The organism is Priestia sp. TGN 0903, from assembly GCF_050846855.1.
Lineage (GTDB): Bacteria > Bacillota > Bacilli > Bacillales > Bacillaceae_H > Priestia > Priestia zanthoxyli.
The window spans coordinates 180153-202752 of sequence record NZ_JBOZGL010000001.1 but is presented as its reverse complement, the minus strand read 5'-3'; the positions used below and the strand labels follow the sequence as shown (position 1 = coordinate 202752).

Below are 22600 nucleotides of genomic sequence, written 5' to 3'. Positions count from 1 at the left end.
AATTCTAAAAATTTTATAAAAATTATAAAGAAATAGCACCTAATCGAATTAAGTGCTGAATTGAAAAGGTTTTCTTTCTAAAAAAACTATTTCTACATTTTATTTGCAACCATTTATAAACCAATTTTCACTCGAAGCTTTTCATCTTGTATTGAAAATTGTTTGATTTTCCCTACTGGAATGACTTTCACTTTATCAATTTCATTGAGATTGATATGAATTTGTTTTTCTTCATACGTAGTAACAGGCGGCTTGTGAAAAATTCGATAGTTGATCCAATTTTGATTAAGAGGTTTCATTTGATGGATTTTGAATACAAGCGTACGTTCTTTGGCTTCAAGAGGTTCTAGCACAATAGAAAATGGAATTCTCACCAGAAATTTTTTAATAATTCCATTCACGTGAATATAGGAGTCTTGAAATGAAATAGAAAATTGCTGAATTTGATCTTGCTTTGTCATTTGTTTTTGAAAAATTCGCATGAGCATAGAAGCGGATATAGGAACGGTTACACCGCTTTCAGCCATCTTTTCTTTCATTTTTGCCTGCACATCATCACTAATCACATCGTTTAGCTTTCTCTGTACCCAATCCTTCATGATGCACCTCCGCTATGAAGTTATGTTTCTGTTTCCTCTAACGCACGAATCGAAGCTGTTAAGTGATTTGACACGTCGGCGAGCCTATCTTTTGTCAGCTTTCCTTCAGCAAGATAGAAGGGCTTCCCAAAGGAAATGACAACGGGCTCCTTTGAAAATAGCTCTTTTACATTTGCGGGTCCTTTGTAAACTGCGGGTACAATAGGAACCTTTGCCATACTTGCTATAGTGACTGCTCCTCTTTTTAAGGGAACGTCTTCCTCTGTTCGCGTGCCGCTAGGGAAAATCCCGACGATATGTCCTTGTTTTGCCAATTTAATAGGTGTTTTAATGCTGCTGGGTCCCGGGTTGTTACGATCTACTGGGAATGCGTTAAGTTTTTTTAATACATTACTAGTGAGTATATGATTAAAAAGCTCCTTTTTTGCCATAAAATGAATTTGGTGAGGCAAAATAGCCGCACCAAGCGCTACGACGTCTACCCATCCTTTATGGGAACAAGCGATCACAAAGCCTGTATCCGCTGGCAAATACTCTCTGTTCCTTACCCGAAACTTCCCCCTTCTTTTTAATAAAAATTTACATGTGTGAGCCGCAATATTATACATAAGTGTTTCCTCTTCTCTGTATTAGTTGAAAATATATACAAAAATTATATCACTTGATATTAAGAGTTGGTACTAAAAAAAGAATGTAATATCTTTTTACACGGCAGCTTACCTACTTCTCTATATATTGTAAAAAAGGAGATATTGAAACCTCTGTTTTTGGTCAACTTGACTAATGACATCCCTTAAAAAACATTTTACTATTAATGTATCATTCCAAATGTAATATTTATTAACATTACATGTGATATAATTAAAGGGGGTTTTTAGGTGCATAACCAAAATCGACCGTTTCGACTAGCTTCATTGGGATTACAGCACGTACTCGCTATGTATGCGGGTGCCATTCTCGTTCCGCTGATGGTAGGACGCGCATTAAATTTAAATACACATGACTTAGCCTATCTCGTAGCCATTGATTTACTGACCTGCGGACTAGCTACGCTGCTGCAGGCTTGGACGAACAGGTGGTTTGGGATTGGTCTTCCTGTTGTACTTGGAAGTTCATTTGTAGCGGTGACTCCTATGATTGCGATTGGAACTCAATATGGAATTAGCGCTGTTTACGGAGCGATTATTGCCGGTGGTATTTTCATCGTACTGGCAGCAAGTTTTTTAGGCAAAATTATTAAATTTTTTCCTCCAGTTGTCACAGGAACGGTTGTGACGATGATTGGTTTATCACTTGTACCATCCGCTGTCCGAAATATGGCAGGAGGAGTAGGAAGTGAAGATTTCGGTTCTCTTTCTAATCTTCTTTTATCTTTTGGTGTTCTAGCGCTTATTTTAATTTTAAATCGATTTTTCAGCGGTTTTCTTCGTTCTCTTTCTGTATTGATTGGAATTGTAGCCGGAACAATAGCCGCTGTATTAATGGGAAAAGTTAATTTCACTAACTTTAATGAAGCTTCTTGGCTGCACATTCCCACTCCTTTTTATTTTGGGATGCCCACTTTTGAAATTGGACCGATTTTAACGATGATTCTCGTATGCTTGGTCATTATTATTGAGTCTACAGGCGTATTTTTAGCGTTAGGAAAACTGTGTGATCGGGAATTAACTGAAAAAGATTTTACAAAAGGCTACCGCGCCGAAGGAATCGCCATTGTTCTTGGAGGGCTATTTAATGCTTTTCCTTACAATACATTCGCTCAGAATGTAGGACTGGTTCAATTATCGAAAATAAAAACAAAAAATGTAGTGGTAGTAGCCGGCTTTATTCTCGTATTATTGGGACTGGTTCCTAAAATAGCTGCTTTTACAACCATTATTCCTACTCCTGTTTTAGGAGGAGCAATGGTCGTGTTGTTTGGTTTAGTTATTTCATCAGGCATCAAAATGCTAAGCGCTGTTGATTTGGCTAAACAAGAAAATTTGCTGATTATTGCGTGCTCTCTTTCACTGGGTCTTGGTGTAACGGTGGTACCCGATTTATTCGCCCAGCTCCCATATGCTTTGCGTGTGATTGTAAGTGATGGAGTTATTACTGGAAGTTTAGCTGCCATTTTATTAAATCTCTTTTTTAACGCATCGGTTGAACGAAAAGTACCTTCTGTCTCTTTAGAGAAGACAGATTATTCAGAAGTAAAGTAAAGGTGGTTTAGTATGAATAATGTATCTGTGCAGTATGTAAATCAGCTTAGCAAGCAGCATTTTGTCTCATTAGTTGGCGATATATTTGAACATTCACCTTGGGTTGCAGAAGAAGCTTATTCTAAGCGCCCTTTCTCGTCCGTTGAACAACTTCATGGAAAGATGAAAGAAATTGTAGCGCAAGCATCTGTAGAAAAACAGCTTAAGTTGCTGAAAGCTCATCCAAATCTAGGTGAAAATATCGCTATGACATCTGCTTCTACTGAAGAACAAACAAAAGCAGGCTTACAAAACTTAACACAAAATGAGTATGAACAGTTTTCTTCTCTTAATGGAATGTATATGGAAAAGTTTCCTTTCCCTTTTATTTTGGCAGTACGAGGTAAACAAAAAGAAGATATTTACGAGGCAATGCAAAGTCGCTTACAGAATACCAAACAAACGGAGTTTGCTACAGCGTTAGAAGAAGTATATAAAATTGCTTTCTTTCGTTTAACTGATAAAATTACTGAAGATAAGGAGACAAAGAAACGAGCATGACTAAAATTACAACGCATATTTTAGACCTCACTCACGGATGTCCAGCTGCTTTTGTCAAAGTTGATTTCTATCACATCCAGTCAGAAAGTAAACGAATAAAGCTTTCTCATGGTACTACAAATGAAGACGGAAGATTAGCAAACCCGCTCTTCTCTTCTGAAGCGTTTGAATCAGGAGATTATGAACTTTTGTTCCATATTGGGGAATACTATAAAAAACAAGAAGTCCAAACAACAAATCCGCCCTTTTTAAATCAAGTTTCTGTTCGAGTCGGATTGTCTTCTGAACAAGAACATTATCACATCCCTTTGCTTGTATCACCGTGGGGGTACCAAATTTATAGAGGAAGTTAAAAAAAGAAACGGCGTCTTTAAACGTCGTTTCTTTTTTAATTCAGCAATTTAGACATATAGTACTCATCAATAAACAAACCGCCAATTCGCAGTGAATGTTTCTTTGTTCCTTCGATTCCAAATCCTACTTTATCATATAAAGAAAGAGCCTTTTCATGCTGTATAGCGACTGTCAGTTCAAGACGATGAATATGGTGTTCTCTCGCCCATTCTTCAAGTGCACCGATTAAAGCCGTCCCAATTCCTTGATTTTGAAACGTCTTTCGAATACCTAATGTCAAAGAAGCGATGTGAGCGTTTCGGTTAGCTTCGCCCCCTGTTGCAGCTATATATCCCACAAGCATCTCGTTTTCTTCTGCTACAATAATCGTAGAGTTTGGCTGCTGCTTAAAGATTTCGATGTTTTTCTCCTGCTGATCCGTACTCAGCTTTCGCTCTCCGCTTTCGAACAGCATAAACTTACTTTCTTCTTCAATCTGTTTAAGCAAATCTACAAAGTTTGCAGCATCATGTAATTCTAGTTCTCTAATTTCCATGCTGATCCCCCTTTTTTGTGTCCCTTTTGTTTGTATATGTATTGGTTCACCTTTATAAAATATAACTTTACAGTTTCTTACGAAAAATACGACTTTTTAAGAAGTGGAAGTAGAACAAAAAACCTACTAATCTCCCTTTTTTTGAAATGCTTTTTTCCTCTGTATAATTTTAAATCACTTATCAACTTCTGTAAATTTTTTAGATTCCCTCTTTTAATTTCCATTTATTTTCCTTTTCCGCAGGGTTGATTTTGATCTAAGGGGATCTTTTATAGAAAACACATGACTATTATCCTGTTTTTTGTGAAGAAAGAAAGCAATAAATGTAATTTCACTTGTAATCGTTTAGAATAGAAAAAGTGGAAATTTTATGTACCTATCCTCCTTAATTATTGGTCTGTGAAAGGAAATTATTATGAAAGTACAACCCGCAAAATGTGGTGTATATGTCTTAAGCGGTCTAGGAGCTGTTACGGTGTTCTTCTTACTTTTACTTAAGAACAGTGCTTTCTTTCTAGAGGAAGAATACGACCAAAACAAACCTGAAGCTGCGCTTGCGGTGAGCGAACATACCTATCACCTTCACAAAGGTTCTATTAACTGGTCAAACGGCCGTTCAACAACAAAAAAAGAAATAAATGTATATGATTTATATACATACATATCGCAGCAAAAAAGTATCCCTTTAAAGCAGCAACAATTGGTTAAGCTCCATTTTTCCAACCTAGACGGCGCTTATATTCGCGGCGTGAGCGTGCATATATGGAAAAATAACGGTGAAAAAACCAAGCTGTTTGTCAAAAATAATGAATTTAAGATTCCTGAAAATCAAGGTTTTTACGTTGTAGATATCGTGATTAACTCTACAAGAGGAACAATGCAATATGCGGCAAATGTGCAAATACAGTAAGTTTGGCTGCAGTAAATAAAAGGGGCAGAAATTATAGAAGGGATCAAAAAGTTACCACAAAAAAAGAGAGCAATATGCTCTCTTTTTTATAAAATGAAAAAGACGTCCACGCAGGACGTCTTTGATGCGTTTGTGGCGGGGACCGTGTGACCACATTCACACGTTTAGCTCGAAAGCATGTCCTTCGACTTACACAAATTAGCTCATCGCTTTATTAATATAACATCTGCCATAGAAAAAAGCAACCAATTTTTAAATAGTTTTTTCTATTTATACATATTTCGCAAGAATCCACAAAATAATATGCATGCGTAGCTATTCACTCTCTACATTTTTAGTCTATTTTAACTCATATACGAATACACTAATAGACCAACCTATGCGCAGTTTTTGAAAAAGGATGTGAATAGCTTGTTTCAAATCACTGATTTCCCTGAATTTTCATGGTCCTATTCCAGGCATAAAATGATCACACAGTGCAAACGAAAGTATGCATATCATTATTATGTCTCACACAACGGATGGCTTGACAGCGCTTCTGCACAGTCTCAAAGCGCTTATCGTTTAAAAAAGGTTTCTACTTTATCTATGTACGCAGGACAAGCCGTCCGTCAGGTGATTACAGAAGCCATTTCTGACTATACATCTACACAGATTGTCCCGGGTGAACAAAATTTAGTGAAGAAAGTACAGCAGCTACTAAATAACGCACTGCGTGATTCTACTGACTATGGAGAGCTTTGGTATCATAAGCCCGCTCAGTATAAGATGCTTTTAGAATTCTACGAAAACGGCTATATTTCTAAAAAAGATCTTAAAGACATGCAAAAGCGGGTACACATTTGTGTACATAACTTTTTACAAAGTAAATCGTTTTGCGACGTGGTGTCTTCACCTTCTTTAGAAGTAGATTCTCCTCAGTCGTTTCGTTCTATAAATGTGTATGACCATAAAGTATATGCGCCTTTTCATTCCCTTTTTAAAAATCCAGTCACAGACGAATTTACGATTGTTGATTGGAAAACAAGTAAACAAACAAAAGATGATTTGTTTCAACTGGCAATTTACGCTCTCTACGTGCTAGCTGAATATAATATTTCCGTTGGTCAGATAAAAGTCCGAAACGAATACTTGCTTTCAGGCAGTGCGCGTACGTATCAGCTTACTCTTCACGAAATTGAAGCTGTTCTTCGGCAAGTCGATACAAGCATTGACTATATGAAAACTTTTTTGGAACACTCAGAGGTAAATCAGCCTCTTCCGCTTGAGCATTTCCCTCAAGCAGATACGCCTTCCTCCTGTCACGGGTGTGCATTTAAAGAATTGTGCCAAACGGGATAAAAAACAGCTGAAGATGATTTATATTTTTTGCTAAACTTTTTTATTGTCAAAAGAACCTTTGCTAGCATATAATTTGCATTAAGGAAACATTTTATACTTCATTTAAAAAAATTAGCTTGGGCTATTTATTGTTCATCAAAGAAAGGAGCACTAGACATGAAAGATCAAAACAGCAGTAAAGCATTATCAGCTATGCAGCTAAGTGCTCAAGACGTATTGTCGGGTAAAACAAAAGGAATTAAGCGATTATTACCTTTCTTAGGGCCTGCCTTTATCGCAGCGGTTGCTTATATTGACCCAGGTAATTTTGCTACTAACATCGCAGCAGGCTCTCAATACGGATACATGTTGCTTTGGGTTGTATTAATTTCTAACTTAATGGCTGTCTTAATTCAATCGTTATCAGCTAAATTAGGTATTGCAACAGGCTTGAATTTACCCGAGATAGCACAGGAACACTTCCCGTCCTTCGTTTCTTTTGGGCTTTGGATCCAAGGGGAATTAGTCATTATGGCGACGGATTTAGCAGAATTTATTGGGGCTGCTCTTGGAATTTATTTATTATTTCATATTCCTTTGTTCCCAGCTGCACTCATCGCAGCGGTAGGTTCTTTTGCTATTTTAGAGTTACAAAGACGAGGTGTTCGACTGCTAGAAGCAGCGATTGCGGCAATGGTTTTTATTGTGGTATTAGCTTTTGGGACTCAAATGTTTCTTGCGCATCCAGACGGCGCAAGTGTTGTCCACGGCTTATTTGTCCCTCAGTTTCACGGGACAGACAGCGTGCTGTTAGCTTCTGGGATTTTAGGTGCTACAGTTATGCCGCACGCGATTTATTTGCACTCAGCTCTTACGCAGCGCCGCGTGGTAGGAACTACAGAATCGGAGAAAAAAGCGATTTTCCGCTTTGAATTTATCGATATTGTGATTGCCATGATTATCGCTGGTGCAATTAATGCAAGCATGCTGATTGTCGCAGCCGCTCTATTCTTTAAAAACGGATTAAACGTGCAAGATTTGGACGTGGCTTTTACACAATTTGAACATTTAATTGGTCCTTTTGCAGCTATTGCGTTCGGTGTTGGATTATTATCTTCAGGACTTTCAAGTTCTTCGGTCGGAACAATGTCTGGAGATGTCATTATGCAAGGATTTATTAAACGCAGAATTCCTTTATATCTTCGTCGTTTCATTACAATTATTCCGCCGCTTTTGATTATCGGACTTGGCGTAAATCCAACAAGTGCACTAGTTGTCAGTCAAGTTATTTTATCGTTCGGAATTGCATTTGCGCTTGTACCTCTTATCATGTTTACAAGTAATAAAAAAATCATGGGCGGGTTGGTTAATCATAAAGCAACAACTACTGTAGCTTGGGTGATAGCTGCATTAGTCATTTGTTTAAATATCTTTTTGATTTATCAAACGTTAGCGCAGTAAAGTAAATAACTTAGCCAAATGGTGTTTTTAAAAAAAGAGACCTCAATTGTTAGGCGGTACCTAACCCTTTGAGGTCTCTTTTTTAGCATTTTTATTAGCCGATAGTAGAAATGAAATGGACAAGAGTTCCAATAATAGCCGACACCACTAAGCAAACCAGTGGATATAAATAAGTGTAGCTTTCTTTACGGATTGAAAGAATACGGTCAACAATAAAAATAAGAATGACGCCCATCATTCCAAATTCAAACATTAAAAATCCAAAAATACCATGAAATATGAATGACATGATAAAATCAATTTTTTTACTGCGTTCTTTAACAAAAGCGCTGACTAATAAATCAACAATAACTGTGCCTAACGTCCCCATTATTAAAAAAAAGGGCGTAAAGAACAAAAGGTATAAAGGAAATAATTCGCTGAAATGCGAACTGTTTTTCTTTATAGTAAAATTGGGAATTGACTCTTTTATCCCTGGTATAAAACAAAAAAGCAAAGCGAAAAGAAAGGCAGCTATGATAGCCGCTGATAGTTTTCTATTTAAATGCATGTTTATTTTTTTATTACTGAATTCAGTATTTGTTTTTGTATGTTTATGATTCATATGTCTTTAACGTGATGTACGCACCTTTTCCTTTCTCGTAACTTTTTATCCACATTTTATGTCCAACTTTTGTTACCAGCACTTACAATGATACACGTTCTTTTTAAAATTGACTACATTAACACGTTTAATGTCTACTCTCTTTTTCTATAAAACAAAAGACAGGCGTTTTTTCTATATGTAATTAATACTCTTGTTTAGCTTCTTCAAACTTGAATACATCTGCTCGTTCTGATTGTTGTGTAATCAACAGGTTATACGTATGGTTGGCCTTTTTTGGAATTTTAAATGCAACATCGAGGTTAAGTGGTTCGTCGTCAGATAATGACGGTGATGAAAAAGCTGTCCACAAGGTGTGCGGGGTTTCTGTCGATAAATTCCCTCCATCAGACGGTTCGTAGATTTGATAAGTTGTTGTGTCTTGTAATGTAAACGTTGTGTCGTTTAATACTACAGTCGAATGTTCATTAGGTGTTCGCTGAAACTGAACGGATACGACAACGTACTGAGTGTTTACTTGTTTAGCTCCTTTAACAGGAAAAAATTGTGCATCCGTTGTGGAAACATAATATTGACCGTGTTTTGATCGTTCTCCAAACGCTAATCGATCATCGGTTTCATCTTCTGTCGCTACCCGACTTACAGGCGCCATCGTTTCATCTGTTGCTGAAATGGTGTCTGCTCCAGGGGCATGTTTAGGTTGAGGGTTTTTGTAAGTGACGTGCGTATCGCCTTGTTTGTCTTCACAAGCGGCGAGACTTGTGAACAAAACAGCCGCTACAAGGCTTCTGGTAACTATTTTCTTCATGTTATTCCTCCAATGACTAGTCTATATACTATGCTACATGGTATTTATCTGGGAATCAAGGATAAGATTGGTTTACTATGCAGGAAGAAGAAAAAGTGACTGAAGTCAGTGAGATTTGGAACGGATATAGGACTTTCAGAGACTTTTGTACTTGTTTTTACAACAAAAAAAGAGACGATTTACGCCTCTTTTTGTTTGTTCGTATTACGAATTTAGTTCATCTAAAACTGAATGCAGTTCACTTAAATGGGTAATTTCATAAGTAGGAATGACTTCATTTCGCTCTTTATCGTGACGATTAATCCATACAGATTTCATTCCAACGCGAGAAGAACCCAGTATATCTGTCATTAAATTATCTCCAACCATGATCGCTTCATCTTTCTTTAAATACATAAGTGATAAAGCATGGTCGAAAATAGATGGATCAGGCTTACCCCGGCCAAATGCCCCTGAAATCACAATCTCATCAAAATATGGAACTAGTTCTGATGTAATATCTAATTTGGTATTTTGTAAGTCAGGTGAACCGTTTGTTAACAGCAGCAGCTTGTACTTTCCTTTTAATTGATCAAGCACTTCAAACGTTTCTTCGTATACAAAAGGTGTTTTGCGGCGCTCTAATGGAAAACGTTCAGCTAATTCCGCTCCAAAAGCATCGTCGTGAATTCCTAGAGCACGAAGGCCTCGAGTCCAAGCTTCTTTGCGATAAGTAGGAACAATATCTTTCATTTTTCGGAATTGATCATGATCGTCTAGAAAATTTCCCCATAACCCTTCAAATGGATTAATGCCAATCATTTGCGTAAATTCATAGGTTTCATACGAAGCATATAATTCTCTTGCTTCCTTACGCACCGCTTCTTCTAGTTCTTCAGGTTTTAGATTATATTTTTCACTTGCATATGTACATGTTGCAACGAATGCTTCTTTTACGCTTTTTTGATCCCAAAGTAGCGTGTCATCTAGGTCGAAAAAAACCGCTTTAATCATGGATGTGTGTACCCCCTACTGTTTTTGAAAAAGTTTAACTATTCTTACACTAGATTACAAGGATACACACAATAAGTCTAGTGTATTTGCAATTTATTGTGTAAATTTATTTTTATAAAGGACCACCTTTACAAACAAATTTACAGAAATAAAAACAGCTGATATAATCACAGCAGGTATATATGCAGGAGGTTTTATATGGAATCGTTAGAAGAAATATTCGGCATTCCCACCGTTCGTACAAGTAAGCGCTTAAGCAGAGTCGTTGCCGCACACTTACGTCCTTTTGGGATTACGCCAGAACAATGGACCGTTTTAAAGCGCGTATCAGAAGCTGAATATAGTACACAGAAGCAATTAGCTGAGCGAGCAGATAAAGATCAAGCGACGCTGACTAAAATTTTAGATTTACTAGAAAAACAAAATTGGATTCAGCGTGTTAGAAATCCAGAAGATCGCCGCTCGTTTTTTATTCAAATAACAGAAGACGGCCTGCGTTTAAAAACAGAAGTGACGCCTGCTGTAGAACAGGTATTTTCCGAATTAACGTCCCAGCTAAACGAGCAGCAGGTAAAGATTTATACCGACACTTTACAAAAACTTGAATTCCGCGCCGAACAATTGCTTCAAGACGCAGAAAACCTGCGTTAAATACCCAAAACCCCACAGGTAACATTCTGCGGGGTTTTATACGTAGTTGGCAATACATAATACTTCTTTAATTTTTGAAATCACTTGTTTGGTTTCATCTGTTAAAGAGGTGAATTTAAACGCGATGGATTCTGCATTTGGATTAATGAAGGGTTCTTTATTTGTGTCTTTGCGGTAGTCTTCAATTTGTTCTAAACAATATTTTAAAATAAACGACAAGTTTGCACGTCGAAATCTCAAACTGACGGTAGAAGGCCATCTTTTTTGAAACTGATTGCTCCCTTCATATTGAATCGCTCCGATGTAGCGTTCTCCGGATAAAAAAGATTCTTTACTTCGATATAGCTGAACGGTTTGGGCTGTTCCGCTCCAGTCAATATAAATACCTGCTGTTTCACAAACTTCGTATATGTAATGAAAAAGCTCCGTTACTTCTCCGAAATGGTAGTGAAGCGGATGTTTAGCCGTCATAGGTAGCGCCCTCCTTTATCGACTTTCTACCATTATATTGTAGGAAAAGTAACTTATTCATTTATACAACTTATTTCATACGCATAAGCAGTAAAAATGAAAATATATATTTTTTAGTTTACATAAAAATATTATAAGTGATTAGCGATAGCCCGACTTTCGAAACGCGTCGTATACCGTATCCTCTTGAAGTTTTTCAAGATAAACGTTCGTTGTAGCAATAGAAGAATGCCCTACTACTTGTTTCACAACCGCAAGCGGAACGTCATTAGCTAAACTATTTGTAATAAAGGTATGACGAAACCAATGAGGAGAAATAGACGCGTTTCCTTTCACTTTATAAACAGCTGATTTAATCGTTCGATACAACGTTGTATAGGATAATCGCTTTTTTTCGCCGGTACGATAATACTCTTTAATGGAGTAAAAAAGCGGTTCAGTGTCAAAAGGACTTAGTTCGGTGCTTTCATTTAACGCTTGCCGATAAGTGAAAAGCGTTTCTTTCACATCATCAAACACGGGAATAGTGCGTTCTTTTTTTCCTTTACCAATCACATCTACAACCAAATTTCCGCGGCGGTCTTCGCGGAAGCTTCCCCAATTTAAACTTAGCAGTTCACTTGAACGCATTCCACTCATATACAACAGCATTCCCATTAAGCGATTGCGCGCTTTGAATTCCTTTTCATGCTGGCGAATGCGCACGACGGATTCTAACGCATTTACAATCACCTGGGCTTCGCAATCGGTTAGCTCTCGGTATTCGGTACGATTTTGTTTTTCCTTATCACTGTAATGTCCTTTTGCGATAGATGGTTTTTCAATCCACGTCGTATACAGCGAAGGATAAAAATGAGTAGCGTGTCCAAACTCTAGCATTCTTCTAAAAAATTCTAGTTTTCTTGCAGCAGTGCGATTGGCATATTGATTTATCATTTCTTCATTAAATAATTTGACTTCCATAAATCCAATCGATTTTAATGTAATCTCTCGTTCATAGAAAAAAGACAGAATCGTTTTCATGTCTTGATTGTAAGATCTGATCGTATGAGGAGAAAGTGATTTTTTGATAATACGCATTGAAAAAAAGAGCTGAATAAATTCTTCATCTGAAACGTGCTTTAAATTCAAGTTGTTATCTTCATCTAAGAGCTCTGCCTCTTCCCACTGCTCTTTTAGCTGGCGAAACGAATTTTTCGCAGGCGATAATTCAAATTCTTCCATTTTAACCCTCCTAATTACCACAAATAAATGAATACCTTTTAAATGATCCAAAATTGTATATAATGAATTTTTATCAAACTGCAACAAATACCATTAAAATTTTTCAAAAACCTCTCAAAACTCAATTTAGAAAGCCGTTTTTTTAAGATTTTAATAAAAACATCCATTATATGTAAAATAAATTCTATTTTCTGCTTATTACTCTACTTTATCATATGAACGCTTGATAAGGAAGAGTTATCTTGCGTTAGTTAACTAAAGGATTTTAATTGTGTTAGACAGCAATGTTTTGGGAACACTAGTAGGAGTTTAAGTAATAATTGGAGGTACCGAATTTGGATAATCAGAAAAATAGATTGACGTCATCAGAAATTACAAGTTTATGGGCACAATACATCCAAGACACCATGTCTGTTTGTATTAGTAAATATGTGTTAGCAAAGGTTAAAGATTCTGAGGTTTATTCTCTTTTTGAATTTACTTTAGAACTGGCTGAAAAACATTTGCACGTGCTTAGAAATATTTTTAAAGCTGAAAAATTAGATTTGCCGATCGGCTTTACTGATAAAGATGTAAATCTAGATGCTCCTCCTTTGTTTACGGACACCTTTTGGTTAGTATATATACACGAAATGACCATGCACGGGTTGGCTGGATATAGTATATCTTTTAGTGTTTCAGCACGCAAAGATATACGTGACCATTATTATCAATGCAATATTGATGCGATGGACCTTTATAATAAATCTATTGAAATTCTTATATCGAAAGGTATTTATCAACGATCTCCCTACTTTTCTAAAACAGAAAGAGGTCACTCGATTACAGAATGGGGATATGTCATGGACCTATTCGGAGACAAAAGACAGTTGAACTCAATGGAAGCTGGAAATATTTATTTTAACTTAAAAAAGAGTATCGCAGCTAAAGCGCTTGTGATTGGCTTCAAACAGGTAACGAAAGATAAAGATATCCATAGCTTTATGGAAGAATGTTTGCACACAGCCAGTAAGAATATAAACATTTTTTCTTCCTTACTTCAACAAGAAAACCTGCAGTCTCCACGCTTGATGGATGCTGAAATTACAAATTCTGACGTAGCCCCTTTTTCTGATAAACTAATGGTATTTCATGCGGGATTTTTGTTTCATTTAGCTACTACATATTATGCTGCAGCTATGATAACTAGTATGAGAATAGACGTAGCCGGACATTGTGATGCTTCTATTTTAAGGGATTTAAAAACCATCTCTTCTTTTGGCCGAATAATGATCAAAAAAGGATGGATCGAAAAACTGCCAAGAGCAGATGATCGGAAAGAATTATCTTGATATCCTGCGAACTTATCTGTAAATAAAAAACATCACGCTCTGCGTGATGTTTTTTAAAGTGATTCAATTTTAGTCAGATGCAGCTGTTTATTGCTGTAGGAAACGGTATAGGTTCGATAATACTCTTTTTCCTGACTTTGACCGTTCGTTGTAATTGAAATGACTTCTTTCGTTTGAATTGTATAGACCGCTTCGCCCTCTTCTTCACTCACAGATTCCACGTCCAATACTGAATAATCAACGAGTTCTTCTCGAATGTCTCTTTCATACAGCATTTTCACAAGCTGCTTTTGATCATTCCACAAAACACTATCCCGCTGGATATAAGGCTGTACGTGTTCAGATTTATTCGTGTTAATGGACTTTGTTAAATCTCGTAAATAATGTTCAATGAAAATATCCGCTGTTTCTTGATCAACTTTTTGGATGTTTTTTAAATTAAACTCTTTTTCTTCCTTCTCTTCTTTTTCTTTTTCACCTTCTTTAAAATCGTCGATTCGCTGAGAGCTGTTTTTGCTGATGGCATACGTTTTATTATTCTCTTTGAAAACCAAGATTTCTTCCTTTTCACCTTTTTCATTTGTGCGGGTCGTTTTACCTTGGTATGAAATATCACTAGAAGGATTAATTGACTTTACGTATTCGATATATTCATCGGCCGTAATGTTGAGGTATTTTTGATGATAGGTAACTTCATCCCACTCATTTAACTTCCAGTTCTTATTAACGTATTTAAAATTCATGTAAATGGTCAGTCCGCCGCTTCCTTCTTTACTAATTGGCTCAATAGCCGAAATCGAAAATTGCCCAGCATGATTGTTAATAAGTTCAAATCGAATCAGATGAGTTACATCAGGAAAAAAGCTCATATTGCATTCTTTGCAGTAATAATTAGTAGAAATACTTTTTAGCTTTGTTGCAATTAAAGATGATGTTGCATATGGCGTTAGCGCTTTTTTTAACGTTTCATAATCAGCAGGGTTAGATTCATTATCCCATTCATACTCTTCACCTAATTCTTTATAAGTGCTTGAAATTTTATTCATCGTCTCAACTGCAGTTTTTTCTGCTTTTTTTTCTGATACAAGATCAGGCTTGATAGATGACTTAGCTTGATCTTTTGGGATCACTTCATCTGAGGAAGGTTCGGTTGGTTTGGATAACTTAACTGTTTCTTTTTCTTCACAGGCCGTCAAAACCATTAGCAGCAGTAGAACGAATGCAATCGTCCATTTTTTATGCATAAGGTGTCCTCCTCAATGCCGAATTTAGTCTATTCTTAAAAGGATCTTTAATTTTCGAACGTATCGAGTACGTAATCACCGCTTGGAATTCCCCATTTTGCCTTTTTATGTTGAACTGTTTTAGCAAGTAACGAAATGGAGTTTTCTTTAAGCGTAATGACAATGGTTCCTTTATTTCCTTGCCCATCATTTTCATATTCAATGGCGGCTTGGTTATTTTCAAAGCGAATATTTTTTTGTTCAACGGTTGACACGCGGATTTTGCTAGGTGGCTGGTACGAATTTATTTTAATCGTCGCTTCCGAGTTGGATGTAGCAAGAAATTGAATGATAGGAGATCCGTTATCATTGCCAGTGGTCCATTTTCCATCGTAGTCGTGTAAATCTGTTGTTTGTGTAGTGGGAGTTTCAGTGTGTGTATTTGGTTTAGATGAAAAGTCGAATGGTTCTACACTCGATAGCTTTAACGTATCGTTTTGGTAAACAGCTGTATAAAGGCGGTCGCAAACTTTGCTGTAAGGATCTTTGCCGGGCTGTTTTAATAAGCTTTCCTCGTGGGTTTGTATTTTGAACACATGGTTAGGTTCTTCATACCAATTGACAATATGAAACGTTTGCTTCTTCTGCTCGATGCCTTGTCGTGTGAAATTTTCAACAAGAAGGTTCTGCTCTTTATAAAAAGAACTGTCCGCTTTCAAAAAAGCTTTTAGATCATTAAAAGAGTTGTCATCAACTGCTTTTCCAAACGCTGAAAAGTAATCAGTCATCCAGGCTGTGATAAATTTTCCGCTCATTGCTTCTTTATTCAAATCAATTGATTGAATGCTTTCTACCTGTGTTTTTGGTTCATTTAGTACTTTTTTTGCATCTTTTTCTACTATCATTGTATTTCCGTCTTTTATTGTCTCTTCTTGCTGACAGGCTGATAACAGAATAGATGAAACAACCGTGATAATGATTGTATTACGTTTGTTCATCATAATTGCCCCTTCTTTATCTAATATAAATGTATGTATATTCTTCCAACAAACAGACCTAGTATATCATTCTACAAAAAAACGCTCAACCCTTTAATTTCACAAGAAAAACGGCTTGCCTTTACAGCAGCCGTTTTTCTTCTTATTTAATAGATGCTTCTTGATATGAATTGGATGCCTCTTTTTTAAGCTGTCTTGAACCATAAAAAACATAGTAAATAATTGAAAGAAGGAAAATGCCAAGAATCACATACATTAAAGGTAGAGAAACACCAAACAGCATTAAACTTGTTGTAAGCACACTGTATTTTATAATGCTGTATAAGCACAGAATCCCTAATACTAAAGCAACGCTTGGCACTACCGGGTAATTTACTTTAAAAGGACGAGACAAGTTAGGTTCTTTTTTGCGTAAAATAAAAAGAGAAACTAAACTGATGCAGTACATCATCATTGCTCCGAATACAGATAAGATAATAAGGGCATTGGCAAACGTGGCAGATCCAGCACAAATCACACCGATTGCTCCCGGAATCAACAAACCGCCGACAGGAACTCCTTTTTTATTCGTTTTAGCAAGAAATTTAGGGAAGTAACCATCTCGTGCAAGCGCATAGGTTTGTCTTGAAAATCCCATGATGATTCCATTTAAACTAGCAATCAATCCGAATAGCCCGATAATAGCAACAACGGTTGAAATGCCGTTTCCATATACAGAAGACAGTGCCTGCGGAAGTGGATAATCGGCTAGCTTCCCGCTTCCTCCGCCAAGTCCTGCTGTTACAAATAGCGTAAACAACGTTGCGGTTGCAAGAGTAATAATCGCTCCAATAAATCCTTTAGGAATGTTTTTTTTAGGGTTTTCCACTTCTTCCGCTGCCATTGCTCCGCCTTCTATTGCAAGATAGAACCAAACAGCGAATGGAATAGCCGCTAGTACCCCTGTTGGCCCGTTAATAAATGAATGAGCGTTGAAAATATTTGATGTTTGTACATGAGGCAAACCAGCTACATAAAAAATAGATAAACCAATTAGTGCAACAATGGTAGCTGTAAGCTCAATCACCGCTACTTCTTTTACCCCGATTAAATTTAGTAAAACAAAGAAAATAAAGGCACCTACCGTTGCATATACAGGGTTAACGGCTGGGACAAGAAAGTGCAGGTATGCTCCTGTTGATACCGCAATAGCAGGAGGAGCAAAAATAAATTCAAGCAAGCATGCAATTCCGGCGATATATCCGCCAAAAGGTCCAAGTGCTCTTCTTGCATAAGCTGAAGGTCCACCAGCTTGCGGGATAGATGTTGAAAGCTCTGCATAGCTGAACATAAACGTTGTGTAAAACACCGTTACAATTAAGGTTGCAATTGCAAGCCCGATAATCCCGCCTTGTTCAAACCCGTAGTTCCACCCAAAGTATTGTCCTGAAATAACCATACCAACTGAAATAGCCCATAAATGAATAGGTTTTAATTGTTTTTGTAACGCCATACGTTCTCCTCCTTTTGATGTTTAGACAATAAGATGTACACCGCTTGTTTGCTGCTTAATCATTTTGTCAATCATGGTACCGATATGTGCGGCTGCCTCAATAGGAGGCGTTCCTCTTTTATGAATATTAGAAATAACCATACGATCAGACTCTTTTTTGCCTTTGCTAGGTTCATAGCACATGTAAGCACTCATGGATTCAGCACTGACCAGCCCAGGTCGCTCTCCAATCAATAGCACAAGTGCTTTTGGCTTTATGATTTCACCAATTTCATCCATACATGCAACTCGTCCTCCTTTTACAAAAAACGAAGTCCCGATACGAAGTCCATATGACTCCAGTGAATCAATTAAAGCAGGATACACGTCGCTCATGTTTTCTTCAATTGCCTTAGCGCTCAGTCCATCTGATACCACTACTTGTACATCAGGCTGTGGCACGCAGTTTTTTAAAATCTCTTTCTTAGCGCCATCTGCTAATAACCTCCCTTGATCCGGCCGTTTTAAATAATGTTCTTTTGACTCCGCGCGTGTATTCACAGAAAAAAGGTTAAACTCAGATAGAATATCTTCTGAAACTGAGCCGTATAGAGAGTCTACGGCTGCGGCATGATCTGTGCGAAAAGATAAAACGTCTTTTGTTAGCGGCCTTGTTCCCGTACGGCCAACACCTATGCGGGCAGGGGTAAATCGTTTCAGTGTTTCAAGCGGATCGCGATTTGACTTTGGTATCATAGTAAGCACCTTCCTTAAATCAAATTCATAAAAATAGTTGGGTCTCCAGCTCTTGATGTGAAGCGTCCGTTTTCCATAATACGCTGATCTTCAAGCCATTTTTGAAATAACGGAGTTGGGGTACGGCCGAGTACATTGCGCACGGTTGCGATATCATGATAACTAAGAGACTGATAGTTTAGCATGCAGTCATCAGCCATGGGCACTCCTATTACAAAGTTCACCCCAGCTGTTCCTAGAAGCATACTTAAATTATCCATATCGTTTTGATCAGCATCCATGTGATTGGTGTAACATACGTCTACTCCCATAGGCAAGCCGTGCATTTTGCCCATAAAGTGATCTTCTAACCCAGCTCGCAGGACTTGTTTGCTGTTATATAAATATTCAGGTCCAATAAATCCAACAACCGTGTTAACTAAGAAAGGCTTGTAGTGGCGAGCTAAGCCATAGCATCTAGCTTCGAGCGTTACTTGATCAATATTATAGTGGGCTTCTGCTGACAGTTCAGAACCTTGTCCTGTTTCAAAATACCAGCGGTTCGGACCTTTTGCTGTCCCTTTTTCATGAATTAACGCTGTCGCTTCATCGAGCATAGACAGTGAAATCCCAAATGAATCATTACCGGCTTCTGTGCCTGCTAAACTTTGGAAAATCAAGTCAGCAGCTGCTCCTTTTTCGATTGCTCTCATTTGGCTCGTCACATGTGATAATACACAGTTTTGAGTAGGAATCGACCATTCGTTGATTATATTTTTTGTTTCATTTAAAAGCGCGTAGATATTATCCGTTGTATCAATAACAGGGTTAATTCCGATAACCGCATCTCCAATTCCATAGCTTAACGCTTCGTAGAGAGATGCTCTCATTCCTTTTAAGTTATCTGAAGGATGATTAGGCTGGGCTCTTGAAGCCAATACGCCTTTTTGACCGATAGTCGTTTGACAAGTAGTTTGCACTTCTATCTTGGCAGCTCCTTGAATTAAATCTAAATTGGACATAATTTTAGTAGCTGCCGCAATCATTTCGCTGTTTAATCCTTTGCTAAGCGCAAGAAGGTCTTCTCCGGTATGCTCATCAGATAAGATGTATTCTCTTAACTCCCCTACTGTCCAATTTTTAATAATGTCGTAAACCGATGAATCAACCTGACTTTCGATTAATGCCGAGACGTTGTCTTCATCTGCGCTTAGCAGCGGGTAATTTCGAATATCAGCAAGTGTGATATCAGCTAGCACTTGTTTGGCTGCCATTCGTTCTTTCATTGACTCAGCGCTAACTCGTGCGAGCTGATCTCCAGAACGTTCTTCGTTTGCTTTGGCCATAATTTCTTTCAAGCTATAAAATGAAAATGTTTCTCCTAACAACCGGGTAGTTTTAAACATCTTTTCCTCCTTGTATGTTCAGTTGATTATGATGAAAAAGCGAGTGTTTTAATCGAAACAGAGATTGCCTCTCCAGCTACGGGTAACCCTAGATCGATATAATCTCCGTGGGTAAAGTCAATTTGATCTAAACAAATAATTTCTAATTCTTTCTCCTGTTTGGCTAGTGCTTGTCCTAAAGCTTTAGCAATATCCTGCTCGCATAAAACAACGAGGCACTTAGCTCCTTTAAAACAAGCACCAAATTCAGCGCTTATTACTTTTGCTAATTCTTGCAGCATTATATAGCTGCAGTAAGGGAAATGAGATAAAGCAATAGCAACGGGAGGATCTTCTGCGCTGAAAACAGTTGAAGCCTGCATACATGCCGTTCGAGCTCTTTCTTGAAACAGCTGCGGATTCCACTCCTCCTCTTGCTGTACGGGTATCTCTATAATCGGAATATTTTTTAGCGGCAGCCGCTTTGATTTAATGTATACGGTTGATCCGCTAACTTCTGTATTTTGCATGCCGGCCCCAATGACAGTAGCGCGCGTTGTTTCAGCGGCTTGAGATACGTGTATGGATTGAAACTGATACGCTAGCAGAGGACCAATGTCTCCATGTACAGCGACTTTCCTCACTGTTTTTGGCTTCTGCTTCTCCATCATTGCCCCTACTCCTCCTGAAATCATGATTGTTTCTGGTTGGATAGAAGATCTTGTATGAGGAGAAACGAGCAGCGTGGAATTTTGCTTCAGCGCTTTTACATAATTCACGGTTTCTTCAGCTAGTAATTGACAGATAGACGAGAGTTTTTCAAATGTTGCTTTTTCACCTTCTCGCAGTATTAAAGAATTATTTTTTAAAAATTCAGTTAAATAAGGTGAAATGTAGGTTACAAAACCGTCTGAATTCAGCCGAATTAATCTCCCGCCTACATGCAGGGTAAATGTTTCTATCACTTTTCCATTTTGACATAAGGCGATGTTAGCAGTGCCTCCTCCTACATCAATATTGGCAATTACTGCATTTGTTTCAGCGGAATGTTGGATTGCTCCTGATCCTTTTGCCGCCAATATTCCTTCCAAATCAGCACCGGCTGTTGCAACAACGAAATCTCCAGCATGTTCGGCTAGATAGTGAACGATACTCTCTGCATTTTGCTTTCTAGCAGTTTCTCCTGTGATGATCACAGCGCCCGCCTCCACTTGATCTAAGGAGATTTCTGCATTCTTGTACTCTTGTTCTAGTAGTACCGTTAATCGTTGAACATCGATTTCAACCTCGTTTACCATAGGTGTGGTATAGATAGAACTTGCATACGTTACGCGACGATCAATAATTTGACAGCCTGGCAGCGTAAACTGATTTTGTTGATTTGCTATTAACAGCTTGCTTACAATCAGTTTTGTTGTGCTTGTTCCAATATCTAAACCTATGCTCGTGATCCATTTCTGTAGCATGCTATCAATCCCTTATCTCGTTTGAATATGTTGACTATCATAAAACAGTTTTTTGAATATTTCACTAACTATGTTATCAAACCTGACACACTTTTGTGTAAACAAAGGTGACAAATGAAAAAAAAGACTAAATCTTGGCAGATTTAGTCTTTTTTCTTATGATGAATGTGATTTAGTTACAATCATTCTTGATGCCGATGGAATTAACAATGAAAGAATGACTAAGCAGGCTATTAGTGACCCTACCATTGAAACACCGTTCATTGAAAAAGAATACCACAGAGCGGACATACCTTTTGGTGCGTACGATCCCCAGAAAATAATACCAGCAATAAAGTGCCAGAAATAACGTGCGAAGCTTCCGATAATAAGGGATAAAACAATCAAAACAAAAGCTTTTGATCTGTTATTGGTAGCTAAATTTGTTTTAATAGATTGTGAAAAAATACCTCCAAAACCTATAAAAGCAAAAGCCACAATATATTCAATAAATGTTTGTAGCGCTGTTAAAATATAAGCCGTTCCTGTCGCTAACTGCAAAAGCCCCCATAATAGACCAGATAGAGCCCCGCCTTTTACTCCCCAGCGAAAGCACATAATAAAAATGGGCACCATGGAGAACGAAATACTTACAGCCGTTGCAATCTTAATGGAAGGCAAAAGGTCAAGTAGAAGTGCCAATGCTGCAAAAATAGCTATTTCAATTTTAGCCTGTAAAGGTAATGCTTTATTCACGTTTCTCACTCCTGTTTTTGAATCATTCATATCAAACGGTTTACACAGGAGTAAGCAACTATATGCTACTATTCCCACATTCCTACGCTAGCGTTAACTAACAGGTTCTAAGGGTCTGAACATTTCGTTCACTCTCAGCACGGCGGCTCCCCCTGTGGTACGTTTGGATATTTATGTAGTATAAAGACAATGTTTATTATACCATACGTAACAAAATAGATTCGAGAGATTTCAAAGATGTTTCTATTTTCTGAATCTATTTTTTATAATGACAATCGTTTTAGTATTTGTTATACTTCTTTTATGTCAATTGAATATAAAAAACCCTCATCCTAATCGATGAGGTAGAGGTCGCAGTTTTTAATAGTAAAGTAACGGAAATGCAGAGAACATTGAGGATGTTGCTTGAAAGGAAAAATTGCCGAAGTTTAAATCACTTCTCGGTTGATTTAAGCTGGGGCTGTCTCCGAACAGGAACAGAACTGTCACATCATGCGAGTGATGTGAAGAGCTATCTTCACGGAAGGTTGACGCGGTTTTCAGATTTAAAAGCGCGCACATATACTGCGGGCTTTTTTTATGTTA

At 37.6% G+C, this 22600-nt stretch carries 23 protein-coding genes and 2 riboswitches; of the genes, 8 read left to right on the top strand and 15 right to left on the bottom strand.

The window, feature by feature from the left end; genetic code table 11:
• Positions 1-113: 113 nt before the first annotated feature.
• A complete protein-coding gene (locus tag ACRPLY_RS01100) occupies positions 114-599 on the bottom strand; it encodes a hypothetical protein (RefSeq protein WP_325076918.1) in 486 nt (161 codons plus the stop codon).
• Between the two features lie 20 nt (positions 600-619).
• The gene (locus ACRPLY_RS01095) at positions 620-1207 is read right to left on the bottom strand and encodes a lysophospholipid acyltransferase family protein (RefSeq protein ID WP_325076920.1); all 588 of its coding nucleotides are present in this window, start codon (positions 1205-1207) and stop codon (positions 620-622) included.
• 270 nt (positions 1208-1477) lie between these two features.
• Between ACRPLY_RS01095 and ACRPLY_RS01090 the strand changes: the two genes are divergently transcribed.
• The 3 genes from ACRPLY_RS01090 to uraH are packed head-to-tail and all read left to right on the top strand — an operon-like array spanning position 1478 to position 3693.
• Complete coding sequence (locus ACRPLY_RS01090; RefSeq protein WP_325076922.1) at positions 1478-2800, top strand: nucleobase:cation symporter-2 family protein; 1323 nt, start codon at positions 1478-1480, stop codon at positions 2798-2800.
• 12 nt (positions 2801-2812) lie between these two features.
• Positions 2813-3340 carry a 2-oxo-4-hydroxy-4-carboxy-5-ureidoimidazoline decarboxylase gene (gene uraD / locus ACRPLY_RS01085; RefSeq protein WP_028413185.1) on the top strand — a complete coding sequence of 176 codons (528 nt, stop codon included), beginning with the start codon at positions 2813-2815 and terminating at the stop codon, positions 3338-3340.
• Complete coding sequence (gene uraH / locus ACRPLY_RS01080; RefSeq protein WP_033579098.1) at positions 3337-3693, top strand: hydroxyisourate hydrolase; 357 nt, start codon at positions 3337-3339, stop codon at positions 3691-3693. The genes uraD and uraH overlap by 4 nt, the downstream gene beginning before the upstream one ends.
• A gap of 35 nt (positions 3694-3728) precedes the next feature.
• Here the strand turns inward: uraH and ACRPLY_RS01075 are convergent, their stop codons facing one another.
• Positions 3729-4229: a GNAT family N-acetyltransferase gene (locus ACRPLY_RS01075; RefSeq protein WP_048019258.1), complete on the bottom strand. Its 501-nt coding sequence runs from the start codon at positions 4227-4229 to the stop codon at positions 3729-3731.
• A gap of 415 nt (positions 4230-4644) precedes the next feature.
• Between ACRPLY_RS01075 and ACRPLY_RS01070 the strand changes: the two genes are divergently transcribed.
• The 3 genes from ACRPLY_RS01070 to ACRPLY_RS01060 all read left to right on the top strand — a co-directional run bounded on the left by ACRPLY_RS01070 (position 4645) and on the right by ACRPLY_RS01060 (position 7920).
• The gene (locus tag ACRPLY_RS01070) at positions 4645-5139 is read left to right on the top strand and encodes a hypothetical protein (RefSeq protein WP_033579100.1); all 495 of its coding nucleotides are present in this window, start codon (positions 4645-4647) and stop codon (positions 5137-5139) included.
• A gap of 411 nt (positions 5140-5550) precedes the next feature.
• On the top strand, positions 5551-6480 hold the full coding sequence (locus tag ACRPLY_RS01065; protein WP_367077190.1) for a PD-(D/E)XK nuclease family protein: 930 nt from the start codon (positions 5551-5553) through the stop codon (positions 6478-6480).
• Positions 6481-6636: 156 nt separating this feature from the next.
• On the top strand, positions 6637-7920 hold the full coding sequence (locus tag ACRPLY_RS01060; RefSeq protein ID WP_034266468.1) for an Nramp family divalent metal transporter: 1284 nt from the start codon (positions 6637-6639) through the stop codon (positions 7918-7920).
• Positions 7921-8014: 94 nt separating this feature from the next.
• On the opposite strand, the gene ACRPLY_RS01055 is transcribed toward ACRPLY_RS01060, so the two are convergent.
• The 3 genes from ACRPLY_RS01055 to ACRPLY_RS01045 all read right to left on the bottom strand — a co-directional run bounded on the left by ACRPLY_RS01055 (position 8015) and on the right by ACRPLY_RS01045 (position 10325).
• Positions 8015-8524: a hypothetical protein gene (locus tag ACRPLY_RS01055; RefSeq protein WP_028413179.1), complete on the bottom strand. Its 510-nt coding sequence runs from the start codon at positions 8522-8524 to the stop codon at positions 8015-8017.
• A 184-nt stretch (positions 8525-8708) separates the two neighbouring features.
• The gene (locus tag ACRPLY_RS01050) at positions 8709-9332 is read right to left on the bottom strand and encodes a hypothetical protein (RefSeq protein ID WP_033579102.1); all 624 of its coding nucleotides are present in this window, start codon (positions 9330-9332) and stop codon (positions 8709-8711) included.
• Between the two features lie 204 nt (positions 9333-9536).
• A complete protein-coding gene (locus ACRPLY_RS01045) occupies positions 9537-10325 on the bottom strand; it encodes an HAD family hydrolase (protein WP_325076923.1) in 789 nt (262 codons plus the stop codon).
• 198 nt (positions 10326-10523) lie between these two features.
• Between ACRPLY_RS01045 and ACRPLY_RS01040 the strand changes: the two genes are divergently transcribed.
• Complete coding sequence (locus tag ACRPLY_RS01040) at positions 10524-10976, top strand: MarR family winged helix-turn-helix transcriptional regulator (protein WP_033579104.1); 453 nt, start codon at positions 10524-10526, stop codon at positions 10974-10976.
• A 36-nt stretch (positions 10977-11012) separates the two neighbouring features.
• Here the strand turns inward: ACRPLY_RS01040 and ACRPLY_RS01035 are convergent, their stop codons facing one another.
• Positions 11013-11447, bottom strand: coding sequence for a hypothetical protein (locus ACRPLY_RS01035; RefSeq protein ID WP_013083346.1), 435 nt, complete (start codon positions 11445-11447; stop codon positions 11013-11015).
• A 141-nt stretch (positions 11448-11588) separates the two neighbouring features.
• Positions 11589-12671 carry a tyrosine-type recombinase/integrase gene (locus ACRPLY_RS01030; RefSeq protein WP_325076925.1) on the bottom strand — a complete coding sequence of 361 codons (1083 nt, stop codon included), beginning with the start codon at positions 12669-12671 and terminating at the stop codon, positions 11589-11591.
• Positions 12672-13006: 335 nt separating this feature from the next.
• On the opposite strand from ACRPLY_RS01030, the gene ACRPLY_RS01025 reads away from it, so the two are divergent.
• A complete protein-coding gene (locus tag ACRPLY_RS01025) occupies positions 13007-14002 on the top strand; it encodes a DUF3231 family protein (protein ID WP_060745523.1) in 996 nt (331 codons plus the stop codon).
• 53 nt (positions 14003-14055) lie between these two features.
• On the opposite strand, the gene ACRPLY_RS01020 is transcribed toward ACRPLY_RS01025, so the two are convergent.
• From ACRPLY_RS01020 to thiT, 7 genes are all read right to left on the bottom strand, one after another.
• Positions 14056-15246 (bottom strand): TcaA NTF2-like domain-containing protein, encoded by a 1191-nt coding sequence (locus ACRPLY_RS01020; protein ID WP_165635227.1) that lies wholly within the window; start codon positions 15244-15246, stop codon positions 14056-14058.
• Positions 15247-15293: 47 nt separating this feature from the next.
• The gene (locus tag ACRPLY_RS01015; RefSeq protein ID WP_223546630.1) at positions 15294-16223 is read right to left on the bottom strand and encodes a TcaA NTF2-like domain-containing protein; all 930 of its coding nucleotides are present in this window, start codon (positions 16221-16223) and stop codon (positions 15294-15296) included.
• 142 nt (positions 16224-16365) lie between these two features.
• Complete coding sequence (eat, locus tag ACRPLY_RS01010) at positions 16366-17715, bottom strand: ethanolamine permease (protein WP_028413174.1); 1350 nt, start codon at positions 17713-17715, stop codon at positions 16366-16368.
• 21 nt (positions 17716-17736) lie between these two features.
• Entirely contained in the window at positions 17737-18450 is a 714-nt protein-coding gene (gene eutC, locus ACRPLY_RS01005; protein WP_432231461.1) for an ethanolamine ammonia-lyase subunit EutC, read from the bottom strand.
• Positions 18451-18464: 14 nt separating this feature from the next.
• On the bottom strand, positions 18465-19835 hold the full coding sequence (locus ACRPLY_RS01000) for an ethanolamine ammonia-lyase subunit EutB (protein WP_098113028.1): 1371 nt from the start codon (positions 19833-19835) through the stop codon (positions 18465-18467).
• Between the two features lie 26 nt (positions 19836-19861).
• Complete coding sequence (locus tag ACRPLY_RS00995) at positions 19862-21280, bottom strand: ethanolamine ammonia-lyase reactivating factor EutA (RefSeq protein WP_098113029.1); 1419 nt, start codon at positions 21278-21280, stop codon at positions 19862-19864.
• Positions 21281-21436: 156 nt separating this feature from the next.
• A complete protein-coding gene (gene thiT / locus ACRPLY_RS00990; protein ID WP_098113183.1) occupies positions 21437-22045 on the bottom strand; it encodes an energy-coupled thiamine transporter ThiT in 609 nt (202 codons plus the stop codon).
• A gap of 32 nt (positions 22046-22077) precedes the next feature.
• A riboswitch (TPP riboswitch) is annotated at positions 22078-22178 on the bottom strand.
• A 174-nt stretch (positions 22179-22352) separates the two neighbouring features.
• A riboswitch (Lysine riboswitch) is annotated at positions 22353-22537 on the top strand.
• The last annotated feature ends 63 nt before the right edge of the window (positions 22538-22600 follow it).